A 12423-nucleotide genomic window follows, 5' to 3' on the forward strand; every position below is an offset into this window, starting at 1 on the left:
GAAGCGGGCCGCCGGGCCCCAGCGGCCGCTCCCGCGGCGGCTGCGGGCCCGCGCGCCCGCCGCGGCACCGAGCGCCGGGGAACCCCCGGCCCGCGAGCCCCCCGGGGTCAGCGGGCCGGGGGTTTCTCGTCCTCACGGGTGAAGACCTGGAGCAGCCAGGAGGAGAAGGAGCCCGTCACCGCGCCCAGCAGGGCCAGGCCCACCACCATCAGGACCGCGGCGATGGCCCGCCCGCCCGGTGTTACCGGTGTGACGTCCCCGTACCCCACCGTGGTCAGGGTCGAGCAGGCCCACCACACCGAGTCGCCGAAGGTCCGGATCGTCGAGCCGGGGGCGCCGCGCTCCTGCTGGTAGACGGCGAGCGCGCCGGAGAAGCCGAGCAGCAGCGCGGTGCTGCCGGCGTAGGCGATCACCCTCGCGTACAGGCTCAGCCGGGGCTGCTCCCGGTTGCGCTGCACCACCTGGTAGACCTCGACCATCCGCAGCGGCCGCAGCAGCGGCAGCAGCACCACCAGCGTGTCCAGCACGTGGTGGCGCACGTACCGGGGGCCGAAGCGGGCGCCGCTCAGCCGCAGCCGCACCACGTAGTCCGCGAGGAACAACGCCCAGGTGAGGCCGATCAGGGACTTCAGGGCCAGGTGCCAGCCGGCCGGCAGCGACGGGTCCAGCACGTGGACGGCGTACGCGGCCAGGTACACCAGTGAGGCGGCGAACAGGGGCAGCTCGCTGCGGTTCTGCCAGCGCGCCAGGGGGCTGTCGGCGTCCATCCGGTCAGGATCGCGGGCACCGGCGGGCTTGGGGCCCGGCGACACGCGGGCGGGGGTGGTGGCCATATGCTGATCGGCATGACGAGTGAGCCGGAAGAGCAGACGGGGGCGGGGGTGCCGGACGCTTTCCAGCGGCTGTGGACCCCGCATCGCATGGCGTACATCCAGGGCGAGAACAAGCCGACCGGCCCCGGCGCCGGTGACGGCTGTCCCTTCTGCTCGATCCCGCTGCGCCCGGACGAGGAGGGCCTCGTGCTGGCCCGCGGCGAGAAGGTGTACGCCGTGCTCAACCTCTACCCGTACAACAGCGGTCACCTGATGGTGGTGCCCTTCCGGCACGTCGCCGACTACACGGAGCTCGACGCGGGGGAGACGGCCGAGCTGGCCGCGCTCACCAAGCAGGCCATGACGGCGCTGCGGTCGGCCTCCGGGGCACAGGGGTTCAACATCGGCATGAACCAGGGCGCGGTGGCCGGCGCGGGCATCGCCGCCCACCTGCACCAGCACGTGGTGCCGCGGTGGGGCGGGGACGTCAACTTCATGCCGGTCGTCGGCCAGACGAAGGTGCTGCCCCAGCTGCTGGCGGACACCCGCAAGATCCTCGCGGACGCCTGGCCGACCGCCCGGGACACCGAGGGCACCACGCGCACGGAGGGCTGACGGAAGGGGACGGCCCGGGCCCCGGGCCCTCCCCCGTCGCCGCCCGGCCTGCCCGGCGGAGGCCCGTCACCGGGCCGCCGCCGCTACGCGTCGTAGACGTCCGCCTTGCGCGGCGAGGGGTCCTGCACCTGGCCGCTGAGCGTGGAGGAGCGGCCGGCGAACTGCGTGACGTCCACGCCGTTCTCCTCCATCACCTGGATCGCGGCGGCGTGCACCGCCCGCAGCACCGGCGTGGCCGCCCGCAGCGCGTCGTCGGCCATGAACCGGTGCTGCCAGGGCTTGTCCACCCAGATGTGCCGCAGCCCGAACGGCTCGGGCAGCGTCAACTTGCCGCCGAGGTGGTCCAGGACCGGGGGGAACCAGGTCAGCGGGGCCCGCGCGGCCAGCCGCACCACCTCGTCCGGCGTGATCAGCGGCAGTTTGACCGTCCTGGTCTCCCAGAACTTCACCTGCTTGCTCACCGTCTTCGTCGGCGCCGAAGGGCCGCCGGTGAAGAGCGAGTTGATCGGCCCGAGGGCGTGCCCGGTGATCTCCACCCGCAGCGTGTGGGCCAGCACCGTCACGGTGATCATCAGGGTGATCACCAGGTTGCCCTCCCACAGCACGAACTGGATGCCGAGGTAGTGCCGGTTGCCCCGGCCGAACTGCTGGGTGTTGCAGATCCGCTGGATCTCGAAGTCCTTGACGGTGAAGCCCTCGACCTCGGTACCGGTGGGCCGGGAGATGCTGTCCGCGCCCTCGCCCGTCGGCACCACCACCCAGTGCCGTATCGACGGCGTGGGGAAGCCGCCGGTGTGCAGCGGGCTGCGCTCGATCAGCCGCAGCCGGTCGTGGATGGCGCGGATGACGTCCCAGCTGCGGAAGGGGTTGATCTCCTTGAGGCCCTCGCGCGGCACGAGCTCCTCGGCCATCTGCCAGCTGCCCCACCGCGAGCCCATGCCCAGTATTCCCCGGGGGCCCGCGTAGAAGACGACGTTGCTGCTCTGCTCGGTCGACAGCTTCGCGAGGCTCTGCCGCAGCCGCTCCGCGCGCACCTGGTTGGGGCTGCGCGGCACCGCCCCGGGGATCTTCGCGCCCACCACGGAGCCGCCGGCCAGGTCGGCCCACCGCGCCCGCAGGTCCAGCGCGGTGCGCTCGCAGATCCGCCGGGCCCAGAACCAGCCGGCCACCGGGACGATCATCATGACCCGGACGTACTCCTGCCAGAAGCCGGAGAACGGCGGGAAGAGCGCGAAGAGCACCGCGAGACCGGCCGCGACCACGAGCACCGCGCCGGCCAGCGCCCCGCCCCGACGGCCCTTCGCGCTCCGCCCGTTCAGGGAGGAGCGCAGCTGGAACGCGGCCAGCCAGAGGAGCGTGCCCGGCAGGAACAGCAGCCCGCACACGCCCATCACGATGGTGAGCCGGGTGTCGCGCTCCCGGCGGATGCGGGTGGCGGCCAGGCAGTGCTCCACCACCGTCTGCGGCTCCACGCCGAAGGACTGCACCACCTGCTTGCGGGCCGCTCCCAGCATGCGCACGTCGACGGCGCGGGCGAAGGCCTCACCGAGGTTGGGCTTGAACAGCGACAGGCGAGGCGCGGAGAACGCCGTCGGCTTGGCGGTCTCCGTCGCCATCTCGACCAGCTTCTCGACGTCGGAGTCGCGGTACGCCGCGGAGGCGAGCGCCTGAGTGGCCGCCGTCTCACCGTCGGAACCCGTGAGCGGGACCTGTGCCCCAGGACTGAAGTCGAACCCGTCCGTCACCGCAGCTCCCCGCTCCCCAGTCGCCGCCCACCCGCCCATGGCGCTCCATCCGGCCTTTTCCCCGCGGGGTGGGCCGTCACACGTCCGGAGCAGCACCCACCCTAGCGGCGAAACCGCACGCTGGTGCGGTCTCCTCCCGCTATCAGCCCCCGGCGCGGGGGAGTTGACGGCACAGGAGGTCGCGCACGGCGCACGCCGGGGAGCACGGCGAGGACAGGCCGTACGCCCCGGGCACCGATGCCCCCGCCGGCGCCCCTGCCGATGCCGGTGCCCCGGCCGATGCCGGGGACGCCCGCCGGCGCCGGGGACGCCCGCCGTGACCTGGCGGGTCCGCGCCCGGTCGCTACTTGCTGTGCGCCGCCTCCCGTTGCTCCTCGTCCTGCCGCCGCAGCCGCGCCGCCACCTGCGCCGGCATCGGCTCGTGCCGCGCGTAGTGGCGGTCGAAGCGCCCGGTGCCGTGGGAGATCGAGCGCAGCTCCACCGCGTACCGGCCGATCTCGACCTCCGGCACCTCGGCCCGTACCAGGGACCGCCCCTGGCCGGCCGGCTCGGTGCCCAGCACCCGCCCGCGCCGCCCCGACAGGTCGCTCATCACCGGGCCCACGTACGCGTCGGGCACCAGCACGCCCACCTCGTCGACCGGTTCGAGCAGGTGGATCGGGCAGTTCGCGGCGGCCTCGCGCAGCGCCAGCGCGCCCGCGGTCTGGAAGGCCGCGTCAGAGGAGTCCACCGAGTGCGCCTTGCCGTCGGAGAGGGTGACCCGGACGTCGACCAGCGGGAAGCCCAGCGCCACGCCCCGGGCGGCCTGGGAGCGGACACCCTTCTCCACCGACGGGACGAACTGCCGCGGCACCGCCCCGCCGACCACCTTGTCCACGAACTCGACGCCCGAGCCCACCGGCAGCGGCTCCACCTCGATCTCGCAGATCGCGAACTGCCCGTGCCCGCCGGACTGCTTGACGTGCCGGCCGCGAGCCGCCGCGGCCTGCCCGAACGTCTCCCGCAGCGGCACCCGGTGGGGCACGGCGTCCACCCGCACCCCGTACCGGGACCGCAGCCGCTCCAGCGCCACGTCGGCGTGCGCCTCCCCCAGGCACCACAGCACCACCTGCCCGGTGTCCTGGTTCTGCTCCAGCCGCATCGTCGGGTCCTCCGCCACCAGCCGGGCCAGGCCCAGCGACAGCCGGTCCTCGTCGGCCTTGCCGTGCGCCTCGATCGCCACCGGCAGCAGCGGGTCGGGCATCCGCCAGGGCGCCATCAGCAGCGGCCGGTCCCTGCCCGAGAGGGTGTCCCCGGTCTCGGCGTCGGCCAGCTTCGCCACGCACACCAGGTCGCCGGCCACCGCGGCCCCGGCCGGCCGCTGCTGCCCGCCGAACGGCGAGGACAGCGCCCCCACCCGCTCGTCCACGTCGTGGTCCTCGTGGCCGCGGTCGGCCATCCCGTGGCCGCAGACGTGGACGGTCTCGTCCGGACGCAGCGTCCCGGAGAAGACCCGCACCAGGCTCAGCCGGCCCACGTACGGGTCGGAGGAGGTCTTGACCACCTCGGCGGCCAGCGGCCCCTCCGGGTCGCAGGCCAGTTCCGGCCCGGGTCCGCCGTCCGGCGCGGTGACCGGCGGCGGGGTGCGCTCCAGCGGCGTGGGGAAGCCGCGGACCAGCAGGTCCAGCAGCTCCACGGTGCCCAGGCCCTGGCGCGCGCCGTCCGCCGCGGGCGCGGCGGCCAGCACCGGGTGGAAGGTGCCGCGGGCCACCGCCCGCTCCAGGTCCGCGACCAGGGTGGCGGTCTCGACGTCCTCGCCGCCCAGGTAGCGGTCCATCAGTGTCTCGTCCTCGCTCTCGGCGATGATCCCCTCGATCAGCCGGGCCCGGGCCTCGGACAGCCGCGGCGCCAGCTCCGCGTCCGGCCCGGACTCCTCCCGCCTGCCGGAGGAGTAGTCGTACACCCGCCCGGTGAGCAGCCCGGCGAGCCCGGTCACCGGGGCGTGGCCGTCGGGGCCGGCCGGGCCGTGCACGGGCAGGTAGAGCGGCAGCAGCGCGTCCGGGTCGTCGCCGCCCAGCTCCAGGGCGCAGGCGCGGGCCGTCTCCTCGAAGCCCGCCCGGGCCGACTCCAGGTGCGTCACCACCACCGCCCGCGGCATGCCGACGGCCGCGCACTCCTCCCACACCATCCGCGTCGCGCCGCCGACGCCCTCGCCGTCCTGCGCCGCCGAGACGACGAAGAGGGCCGCGTCCGCCGCCCGCAGCCCCGCCCTCAGCTCACCGACGAAGTCGGCGTAGCCGGGGGTGTCCAGCAGGTTCACCTTCACCCCGTCCCACCCGACGGGCACCAGCGACAACTGCACCGACCGCTGCTGGCGCCGCTCGATCTCGTCGTGGTCGGAGACGGTTCCGCCGTCCTCGACCCGGCCGGCCCGGTTGACCGCGCCGGCGGTGAGCGCGAGCGCCTCCACCAGGGTCGTCTTCCCGGCGCCGCTGTGGCCGACCAGCACCACGTTCCGGATGTCCTGCGGGCGGCCCCCGGCGGAGGCCGCCTCGGCTGCCCCTCCCGCGGCCCCTGGTCCCGCGTCCTTCCTGACTCCGCCCATGCGTCTCGCCTCCCGGTCCGTCCACCTCATGGGGGACCGCGCCCGCGCCGCGGGCGCGTGCTAGGGGCCGGTGCGGGGGCGGCCCGGACGGAAGCTCCGGGGGGACCTCGGCGGCGCCCCGTTCGTCTTCGACCTTCCCACGGGCCGCAGGCCGCGTCCATCCGTCGGCCCAGCCGCCGCGACCGCGTCGCCGCCGCACCGCCGCGTCGCCGTCCCCCGGGCTCCTGAGTGCTCCTGCCCGGCCCCACCCTCCCCACGGGGAGCACGCCGGAGGCCGCCGGGCGGTGCCGGGGGCGTCCCGGGGTCCGGGTCTGGCTACGATGGGCCGACCGATGGCCGCCTGGCGCCGCCATTTCGGACGCACCGAATTCCACCGACCTGTCGGGAAGGCCATGCTGAACAAGTACGCGCGTGCGTTTTTCACGCGTGTTCTCACGCCGTTCGCCGGATTCCTCCTGCGCAAGGGGGTGTCGCCGGACACGGTGACCCTCATCGGCACCGCCGGTGTCGTCGCGGGCGCGCTGGCCTTCTACCCCAGGGGCGAGTTCTTCTGGGGCACGGTCGTCATCACCCTGTTCGTCTTCTCGGACCTGGTCGACGGCAACATGGCCCGGCAGGCCGGCCGCTCCAGCCGCTGGGGGGCCTTCCTGGACTCCACCCTCGACCGGGTGGCCGACGGGGCCGTCTTCTCCGGGCTCGCGCTCTGGTACGCGGGCGGCGGCGACAACCTGGTGCTCTGCGCGGTCACGCTGTTCTGCCTGGTCAGCGGACAGGTCGTGTCGTACACCAAGGCACGCGGCGAGGCGATCGGCCTCAAGGTCGCCGTCAACGGCCTGGTGGAGCGCTCCGAGCGGCTGGTGATCACCCTCGTGCTCTGCGGCCTGTCCGGCTTCCACCGCACCTTCGGCGTGCCCGGCATCCAGTGGCTGCTGCCGGTCGCCCTGTGGGTGGTCGCCGTCGGCAGCCTCATCACCCTGATCCAGCGGGTGGTCACCGTCCACCGGGAGTCCGCCGAGGCGGACGCGGCCGCGGCCGAGGCGCGCGGCGGCGCCGGCCAGGGGAGCGGCGCGTGAAGGAGCGCCTCACCGACAGCCTGTACGGGCTGGGCTGGGGCGCCGTCCGCACCCTGCCGGAGCCGGCCGCGCGGGCCCTGGGCCGCACCATCGCGGACGCGGCCTGGCGGCAGAGCGGCAAGGGCGTGCGGCAGCTGGAGGCCAACCTCGCCCGGGTGGTGCCCGGCGCGTCCCCGCAGCGGCTGCGGGAGCTGTCCCGGGCCGGCATGCGCTCCTACCTGCGCTACTGGATGGAGTCCTTCCGGCTGCCGTCGTGGAGCAGGGACCGCGTCCGCGGCGGCTTCGACCCCCAGGACGTGCACCTGCTCACCGACGGTCTGGCAGCCGGCCGCGGCGTGATCCTGGCGCTGCCGCACATGGCCAACTGGGACCTGGCCGGCGCCTGGGTCACCACCCGGCTGGAGACGCCGTTCGCCACCGTCGCGGAGCGGCTGAAGCCGGAGACCCTGTACGACCGGTTCGTCGCCTACCGGGAGAGCCTGGGCATGGAGGTGTTGCCGCACACCGGCGCCGCCGCCTTCGGCACCCTGGCCCGGCGGCTGCGCGCGGGCGGGCTGGTCTGCCTGGTCGCCGACCGGGACCTGTCCCGCAACGGCGTCCAGGTCGACTTCTTCGGCGAGCGCACCCGGATGCCCCCCGGCCCGGCGATGCTGGCCCAGCAGACCGGGGCGCTGCTGCTGCCGGTGACCCTCTGGTACGACGACTCGCCGGTCATGCGCGGGCGCGTCCACCCGCCCGTCGAGGTGCCGGCCGAGGGCGACCGGCGGCAGCGCACCGCGGCGATGACGCAGGCCCTGGCCGACGTGTTCGCCGCCGGTATCGCCGAGCACCCCGAGGACTGGCACATGCTCCAGCGGCTGTGGCTGGCCGACCTGCCGCCCCGCCCGCTGCGCGAGGAGCCCACGGTGCCCGTCCCGGAGCCCGAAGCGGGCGACGACCGGGGCAGCGGCGACGGCGGCGGGACGGAGCGGCCTTGAGGATCGGGATCGTCTGCCCGTACTCCTGGGACGTCCCCGGCGGCGTCCAGTTCCACATCAGGGACCTGGCCGAGCACCTGATCGGCCTCGGCCACGAGGTGTCCGTCCTCGCCCCGGCCGACGACGAGACACCGCTGCCCCCCTACGCGGTCTCCGCCGGCCGCGCCGTGCCCGTGCCGTACAACGGCTCCGTGGCCCGGCTGAACTTCGGCTTCCTGTCGGCCGCCCGGGTCCGGCGCTGGCTGCACGACGGCGCTTTCGACGTCATCCACGTCCACGAGCCCGCCTCGCCCTCCCTGGGCCTGCTCACCTGCTGGGCCGCCCGCGGGCCGATCGTGGCGACCTTCCACACCTCCAACCCGCGCTCCCGGGCCATGATCGCCGCCTACCCGATCCTCCAGCCCGCCCTGGAGAAGATCAGCGCCCGCGTCGCGGTCAGCGAGTACGCCCGGCGCACCCTCGTCGAACACCTGGGCGGCGACGCGGTGGTCATCCCCAACGGCGTCGACGTCGGCTTCTTCGCCCGCGCCGAGCCCCGTCCGCGGTGGCAGGGCGGCACGATCGGCTTCATCGGGCGCATCGACGAGCCGCGCAAGGGCCTCCAGGTGCTCATGCGGGCCCTGCCGGGCATCCTGGCCGCCCGCCCCGGCACCCGGCTGCTGGTGGCCGGCCGCGGGGACGAGCAGGAGGCGGTGGAACCGCTCCCGGCCGAGCTGCGCGACCGGGTGGAGTTCCTCGGCATGATCAGCGACGAGGACAAGGCGCGCCTGCTGCGCAGCGTCGACCTGTACGTCGCCCCCAACCTCGGCGGCGAGAGCTTCGGCATCATCCTCGTCGAGGCGATGTCGGCCGGCGCACCCGTCCTCGCCTCCGACCTCGACGCCTTCGCGCAGGTCCTCGGGCAGGGGACGGCCGGCGAGCTCTTCCCCGGCGGAGACTCCGACGCCCTGGCCGAGGCGGCGATCCGCCTGCTCGGCGACGACGCCCGGCGCGCCGCGCTGCGCGAGCGGGCGGCAGCCCATGTGCGGCGGTTCGACTGGTCGGTGGTCGCCGCGGACATCCTCGGCGTCTACGAGACGGTGGCGGCCGGCGCAGCGGCCGTCTCCACCGACGACCGGGCCCGGTTCCTCTCCCGGCTGCGGGCGCCGCGCGACTGACACGGCCGCTCCCGGCGCCGCCCCGCCCGGCCGTCCGCGCATGGCGGCCCGGCGCGGACCGGGGAGCCGCGGCACCGCCGGTGGGTAGGGTGAGCGGCCGTGACTACCTGGATCTGGATCGCCGTCGCCGTGGTGGCGGTGGCGCTCTACCTCAGCTGGACGGCAGGCCGCCTCGACCGCCTGCACGCCCGCATCGACGCGGCCCGCGCCGGGCTGGACGCGCAGCTGCTGCGGCGTGCCTCCGTCGCCCAGGAGCTGGCCACCGCGGGCGTCCTCGACCCCGCGGCGTCGATCGTGCTCTACGAGGCCGCGCACGGCGCCCGCCAGGCCGAGCCGGACGGGCGCGAGGTGGCCGAGAGCGAGCTGAGCCAGGCGCTGCGCGCGGTCTTCGCCGACCCCGACACCGTGGCCGAGGTCCGCGAGGCCCCCGGCGGCACCGCCGCGGTCGGCGAGCTGACCCGGGCGGTGCGGCGGGTGCCGATGGCCCGGCGGTTCCACAACGACGCCGTCCGCGCCGCCCGCGCGGTGCGCACCCACCGGGTGGTCCGCTGGTTCCGGCTGGCCGGCCACGCGCCCTTCCCGCTCGCCTTCGAGATGGACGACGAGCCCCCCGCCGAGCTCACCGCCGACGGCGGAGCCAGCGCCCTCTAGCGCCTCTCCCGGCAAGGCGTGCCCCGCTCGCCGCCCTGGCGCGGGCACGCGCCGCGTTGCTCGCCGCCCTGGCACCGGAACGCGCCGCGTCGGCCGAAGACCCGAGTGACCCACGACGAGGCTTTCCGGCCACCGTGCGATCGCCCGCACCAGGACACCTCGCTACCGGGCAGACCCTGCCGGTCACGGCACCAGGCATCCCCGAACACCCCATCCCCGAACACCCCCGGAACCTGCCCGCGCACCCTCGGTGACCAGCGCGGACACCCCCGCCGACGGCCGCGGCCACGGCAGGTGCCACTCTGGTGGTGCGGGGTGCCACCTGCGTCGGATTGGCCCTTTCGGCCGCCACCCACCCCGCCGGACGATAATGAGACAAGACCCTTTTTCTGGCAGGAGTGAGATCACCGTGTCGACAACCCCGTCCCCCGCCTCGTCCCCCGAGACCGGCACCGCCCGCGTCAAGCGCGGCATGGCCGAGCAGCTCAAGGGCGGCGTGATCATGGACGTCGTCACCCCGGAGCAGGCTCGGATCGCCGAGGACGCCGGGGCCGTGGCCGTCATGGCGCTGGAGCGGGTGCCGGCCGACATCCGGGCCCAGGGCGGCGTGGCGCGGATGTCCGACCCGGACATGATCGAGGGCATCATCGGCGCGGTCTCCATCCCCGTGATGGCCAAGTCCCGCATCGGCCACATCGTCGAGGCCCAGGTCCTGCAGTCGCTCGGCGTGGACTACATCGACGAGTCCGAGGTGCTCACCCCGGCCGACGAGGTCAACCACTCCGACAAGTTCGCCTTCACCACCCCCTTCGTGTGCGGCGCGACCAACCTCGGCGAGGCGCTGCGCCGGATCGCCGAGGGCGCGGCCATGATCCGCTCCAAGGGCGAGGCCGGCACCGGCAACGTCGTCGAGGCGGTCCGCCACCTGCGCCAGATCAAGGGCGACATCGGCCGCCTGCGCAACCTGGACAACAACGAGCTGTACGCCGCCGCCAAGGAGCTGCGCGCCCCCTACGAGCTGGTCAAGGAGGTCGCCGCGCTGGGCAAGCTCCCCGTGGTGCTCTTCTCCGCCGGCGGCGTGGCCACCCCCGCCGACGCCGCGCTGATGCGCCAGCTCGGCGCCGAGGGCGTCTTCGTGGGCTCCGGCATCTTCAAGTCCGGCGACCCGGCCAAGCGTGCCGCCGCCATCGTCCGCGCCACCACCTTCTTCGACGACCCGAAGGTCATCGCGGACGCCTCCCGCAACCTCGGCGAGGCCATGGTCGGCATCAACGTCGACGTGCTGCCCGAGTCCGAGCGCTACGCCAAGCGCGGCTGGTAACACAGCGATGACGGCAACCCCCGGCGCTCCCGCCATCGGCGTCCTGGCTCTCCAGGGCGATGTGCGGGAGCATCTGGCGGCGCTGGCCGCGGCGGGCGCCGCGGCCGCGCCGGTCCGCCGGCCCGAGGAGCTGGACGGCCTGGACGGCCTGGTGATCCCCGGCGGCGAGTCCACCACCATCTCCAAGCTCGCCGTGCTCTTCGGCCTGATGGAGCCGCTGCGGGCGGCGGTCCGCGACGGCCTGCCGGTCTACGGCACCTGCGCCGGCCTGATCATGCTCGCCGACAAGATCCTCGACCCCCGCTCGGGCCAGGAGACCTTCGGCGGCATCGACATGATCGTGCGGCGCAACGCCTTCGGCCGGCAGAACGAGTCGTTCGAGGCGCGGGTCGACGTGCGCGGGATCGACAGCCCCGTCGAGGGCGTGTTCATCCGCGCGCCCTGGGTGGAGTCGGTCGGCGCGAACGTCGAGGTGCTCGCCGAGCACGGCGGCCACATCGTCGCCGTGCGGCAGGGAAACGTCCTCGCCACGTCCTTCCACCCCGAGCTGACCGGCGACCACCGGGTACACGCGCTCTTCGTGGACGCCGTGCGCGCGGGCGGCTGACCGGCTGCCGGTAGGATCGGCCGCGCGACGGAGAACAAGAATTGGTGACGCGAAGGAGACAGTCGGATGTCCGGCCACTCTAAATGGGCGACGACGAAGCACAAGAAGGCCGTGATCGATGCCAAGCGCGGCAAGCTCTTCGCGAAGCTGATCAAGAACATCGAGGTTGCCGCGCGGACGGGCGGCGCCGACCTTGACGGCAACCCGACCCTCTTCGACGCCGTTCAGAAGGCCAAGAAGCAGTCGGTGCCGAACAAGAACATCGACAGCGCGCTCAAGCGCGGTGCGGGCCTGGAAGCCGGCGGCGCCGACTACCAGACGATCATGTACGAGGGCTACGGGCCGAACGGCGTCGCCGTCCTCATCGAGTGCCTGACCGACAACCGCAACCGTGCCGCGTCGGACGTCCGGGTCGCCATGACCCGCAACGGCGGCTCGATGGCCGACCCGGGCTCGGTGTCCTACCTGTTCAACCGCAAGGGCGTGGTGATCGTCCCCAAGGCCGAGCTGACGGAGGACGACGTCCTCGGCGCGGTGCTCGACGCGGGCGCCGAGGAGGTCAACGACCTCGGCGAGTCCTTCGAGGTGATCAGCGAGGCGACGGACCTGGTGCCGGTGCGCAAGGCCCTCCAGGAAGCCGGGATCGACTACGACTCGGCCGACGCCAACTTCCTGCCCACCATGCAGGTGGAGCTGGACGAGGACGGCGCGCGCAAGATCTTCAAGCTGATCGACGCGCTGGAGGACAGCGACGACGTGCAGAACGTCTTCGCCAACTTCGACGTCTCGGACGAGGTCATGGAGAAGGTCGACGCCTGACCCGGGCCCACCGGGAGCAGGCAGCCGGGAGCCGGCGGGGAGACACCCCGCCGGCTCCCGCG

General features: G+C 74.2%; 11 protein-coding genes. 8 read left to right on the plus strand and 3 right to left on the minus strand.

Translation table 11 applies throughout. The annotated features are described in order from the left end of the window. Positions 1–107: 107 nt before the first annotated feature. Positions 108–767: a potassium channel family protein gene (locus BS72_RS27860; RefSeq protein WP_037917998.1), complete on the minus strand. Its 660-nt coding sequence runs from the start codon at positions 765–767 to the stop codon at positions 108–110. Positions 768–833: 66 nt separating this feature from the next. Here BS72_RS27860 and BS72_RS27865 point away from each other — a divergent pair, with 66 nt between their 5' ends. Continuing rightward, entirely contained in the window at positions 834–1427 is a 594-nt protein-coding gene (locus BS72_RS27865) for an HIT family protein (RefSeq protein WP_063836152.1), read from the plus strand. 83 nt (positions 1428–1510) lie between these two features. Here the strand turns inward: BS72_RS27865 and BS72_RS27870 are convergent, their stop codons facing one another. Together BS72_RS27870 and BS72_RS27875 are read right to left on the minus strand one after the other, a co-directional pair. Then, positions 1511–3211, minus strand: a complete 1701-nt coding sequence (locus BS72_RS27870) for a M48 family metalloprotease (RefSeq protein WP_051951772.1) — start codon at positions 3209–3211, stop codon at positions 1511–1513. 304 nt (positions 3212–3515) lie between these two features. After that, a complete protein-coding gene (locus BS72_RS27875) occupies positions 3516–5756 on the minus strand; it encodes an elongation factor G-like protein EF-G2 (RefSeq protein ID WP_037914486.1) in 2241 nt (746 codons plus the stop codon). Positions 5757–6148: 392 nt separating this feature from the next. On the opposite strand from BS72_RS27875, the gene pgsA reads away from it, so the two are divergent. The 7 genes from pgsA to BS72_RS27910 all read left to right on the plus strand — a co-directional run bounded on the left by pgsA (position 6149) and on the right by BS72_RS27910 (position 12361). After that, on the plus strand, positions 6149–6829 hold the full coding sequence (pgsA, locus tag BS72_RS27880; RefSeq protein WP_037914487.1) for a phosphatidylinositol phosphate synthase: 681 nt from the start codon (positions 6149–6151) through the stop codon (positions 6827–6829). Beyond that, complete coding sequence (locus BS72_RS27885; protein ID WP_078901690.1) at positions 6826–7806, plus strand: phosphatidylinositol mannoside acyltransferase; 981 nt, start codon at positions 6826–6828, stop codon at positions 7804–7806. The genes pgsA and BS72_RS27885 overlap by 4 nt, the downstream gene beginning before the upstream one ends. Next, a complete protein-coding gene (locus tag BS72_RS27890; RefSeq protein ID WP_037914488.1) occupies positions 7803–8963 on the plus strand; it encodes a glycosyltransferase family 4 protein in 1161 nt (386 codons plus the stop codon). The genes BS72_RS27885 and BS72_RS27890 overlap by 4 nt, the downstream gene beginning before the upstream one ends. A 99-nt stretch (positions 8964–9062) precedes the next feature. Then, entirely contained in the window at positions 9063–9614 is a 552-nt protein-coding gene (locus tag BS72_RS27895) for a LemA family protein (RefSeq protein WP_037914489.1), read from the plus strand. A 409-nt stretch (positions 9615–10023) separates the two neighbouring features. Continuing rightward, positions 10024–10935 (plus strand): pyridoxal 5'-phosphate synthase lyase subunit PdxS, encoded by a 912-nt coding sequence (pdxS, locus tag BS72_RS27900; RefSeq protein WP_037914490.1) that lies wholly within the window; start codon positions 10024–10026, stop codon positions 10933–10935. A gap of 7 nt (positions 10936–10942) precedes the next feature. Next, positions 10943–11542: a pyridoxal 5'-phosphate synthase glutaminase subunit PdxT gene (gene pdxT, locus BS72_RS27905; protein ID WP_037914492.1), complete on the plus strand. Its 600-nt coding sequence runs from the start codon at positions 10943–10945 to the stop codon at positions 11540–11542. Positions 11543–11608: 66 nt separating this feature from the next. Beyond that, complete coding sequence (locus BS72_RS27910; RefSeq protein ID WP_037914493.1) at positions 11609–12361, plus strand: YebC/PmpR family DNA-binding transcriptional regulator; 753 nt, start codon at positions 11609–11611, stop codon at positions 12359–12361. The last annotated feature ends 62 nt before the right edge of the window (positions 12362–12423 follow it).

This window comes from Actinacidiphila yeochonensis CN732 (genome assembly GCF_000745345.1).
In the GTDB taxonomy this organism is placed as follows: Bacteria; Actinomycetota; Actinomycetes; order Streptomycetales; family Streptomycetaceae; genus Actinacidiphila; species Actinacidiphila yeochonensis.

Coding starts and splice junctions, on each gene's coding strand:
- BS72_RS27860 (WP_037917998.1), bottom strand. CDS start 767: ATGGACGCCGACAGCCCCCTGGCGCGCTGGCAGAACCGCAGCGAGCTG.
- pgsA (WP_037914487.1), top strand. CDS start 6,149: ATGCTGAACAAGTACGCGCGTGCGTTTTTCACGCGTGTTCTCACGCCG.
- BS72_RS27865 (WP_063836152.1), top strand. CDS start 834: ATGCTGATCGGCATGACGAGTGAGCCGGAAGAGCAGACGGGGGCGGGG.
- BS72_RS27875 (WP_037914486.1), bottom strand. CDS start 5,756: ATGGGCGGAGTCAGGAAGGACGCGGGACCAGGGGCCGCGGGAGGGGCA.
- BS72_RS27870 (WP_051951772.1), bottom strand. CDS start 3,211: ATGGGCGGGTGGGCGGCGACTGGGGAGCGGGGAGCTGCGGTGACGGAC.
- pdxT (WP_037914492.1), top strand. CDS start 10,943: ATGACGGCAACCCCCGGCGCTCCCGCCATCGGCGTCCTGGCTCTCCAG.
- BS72_RS27910 (WP_037914493.1), top strand. CDS start 11,609: ATGTCCGGCCACTCTAAATGGGCGACGACGAAGCACAAGAAGGCCGTG.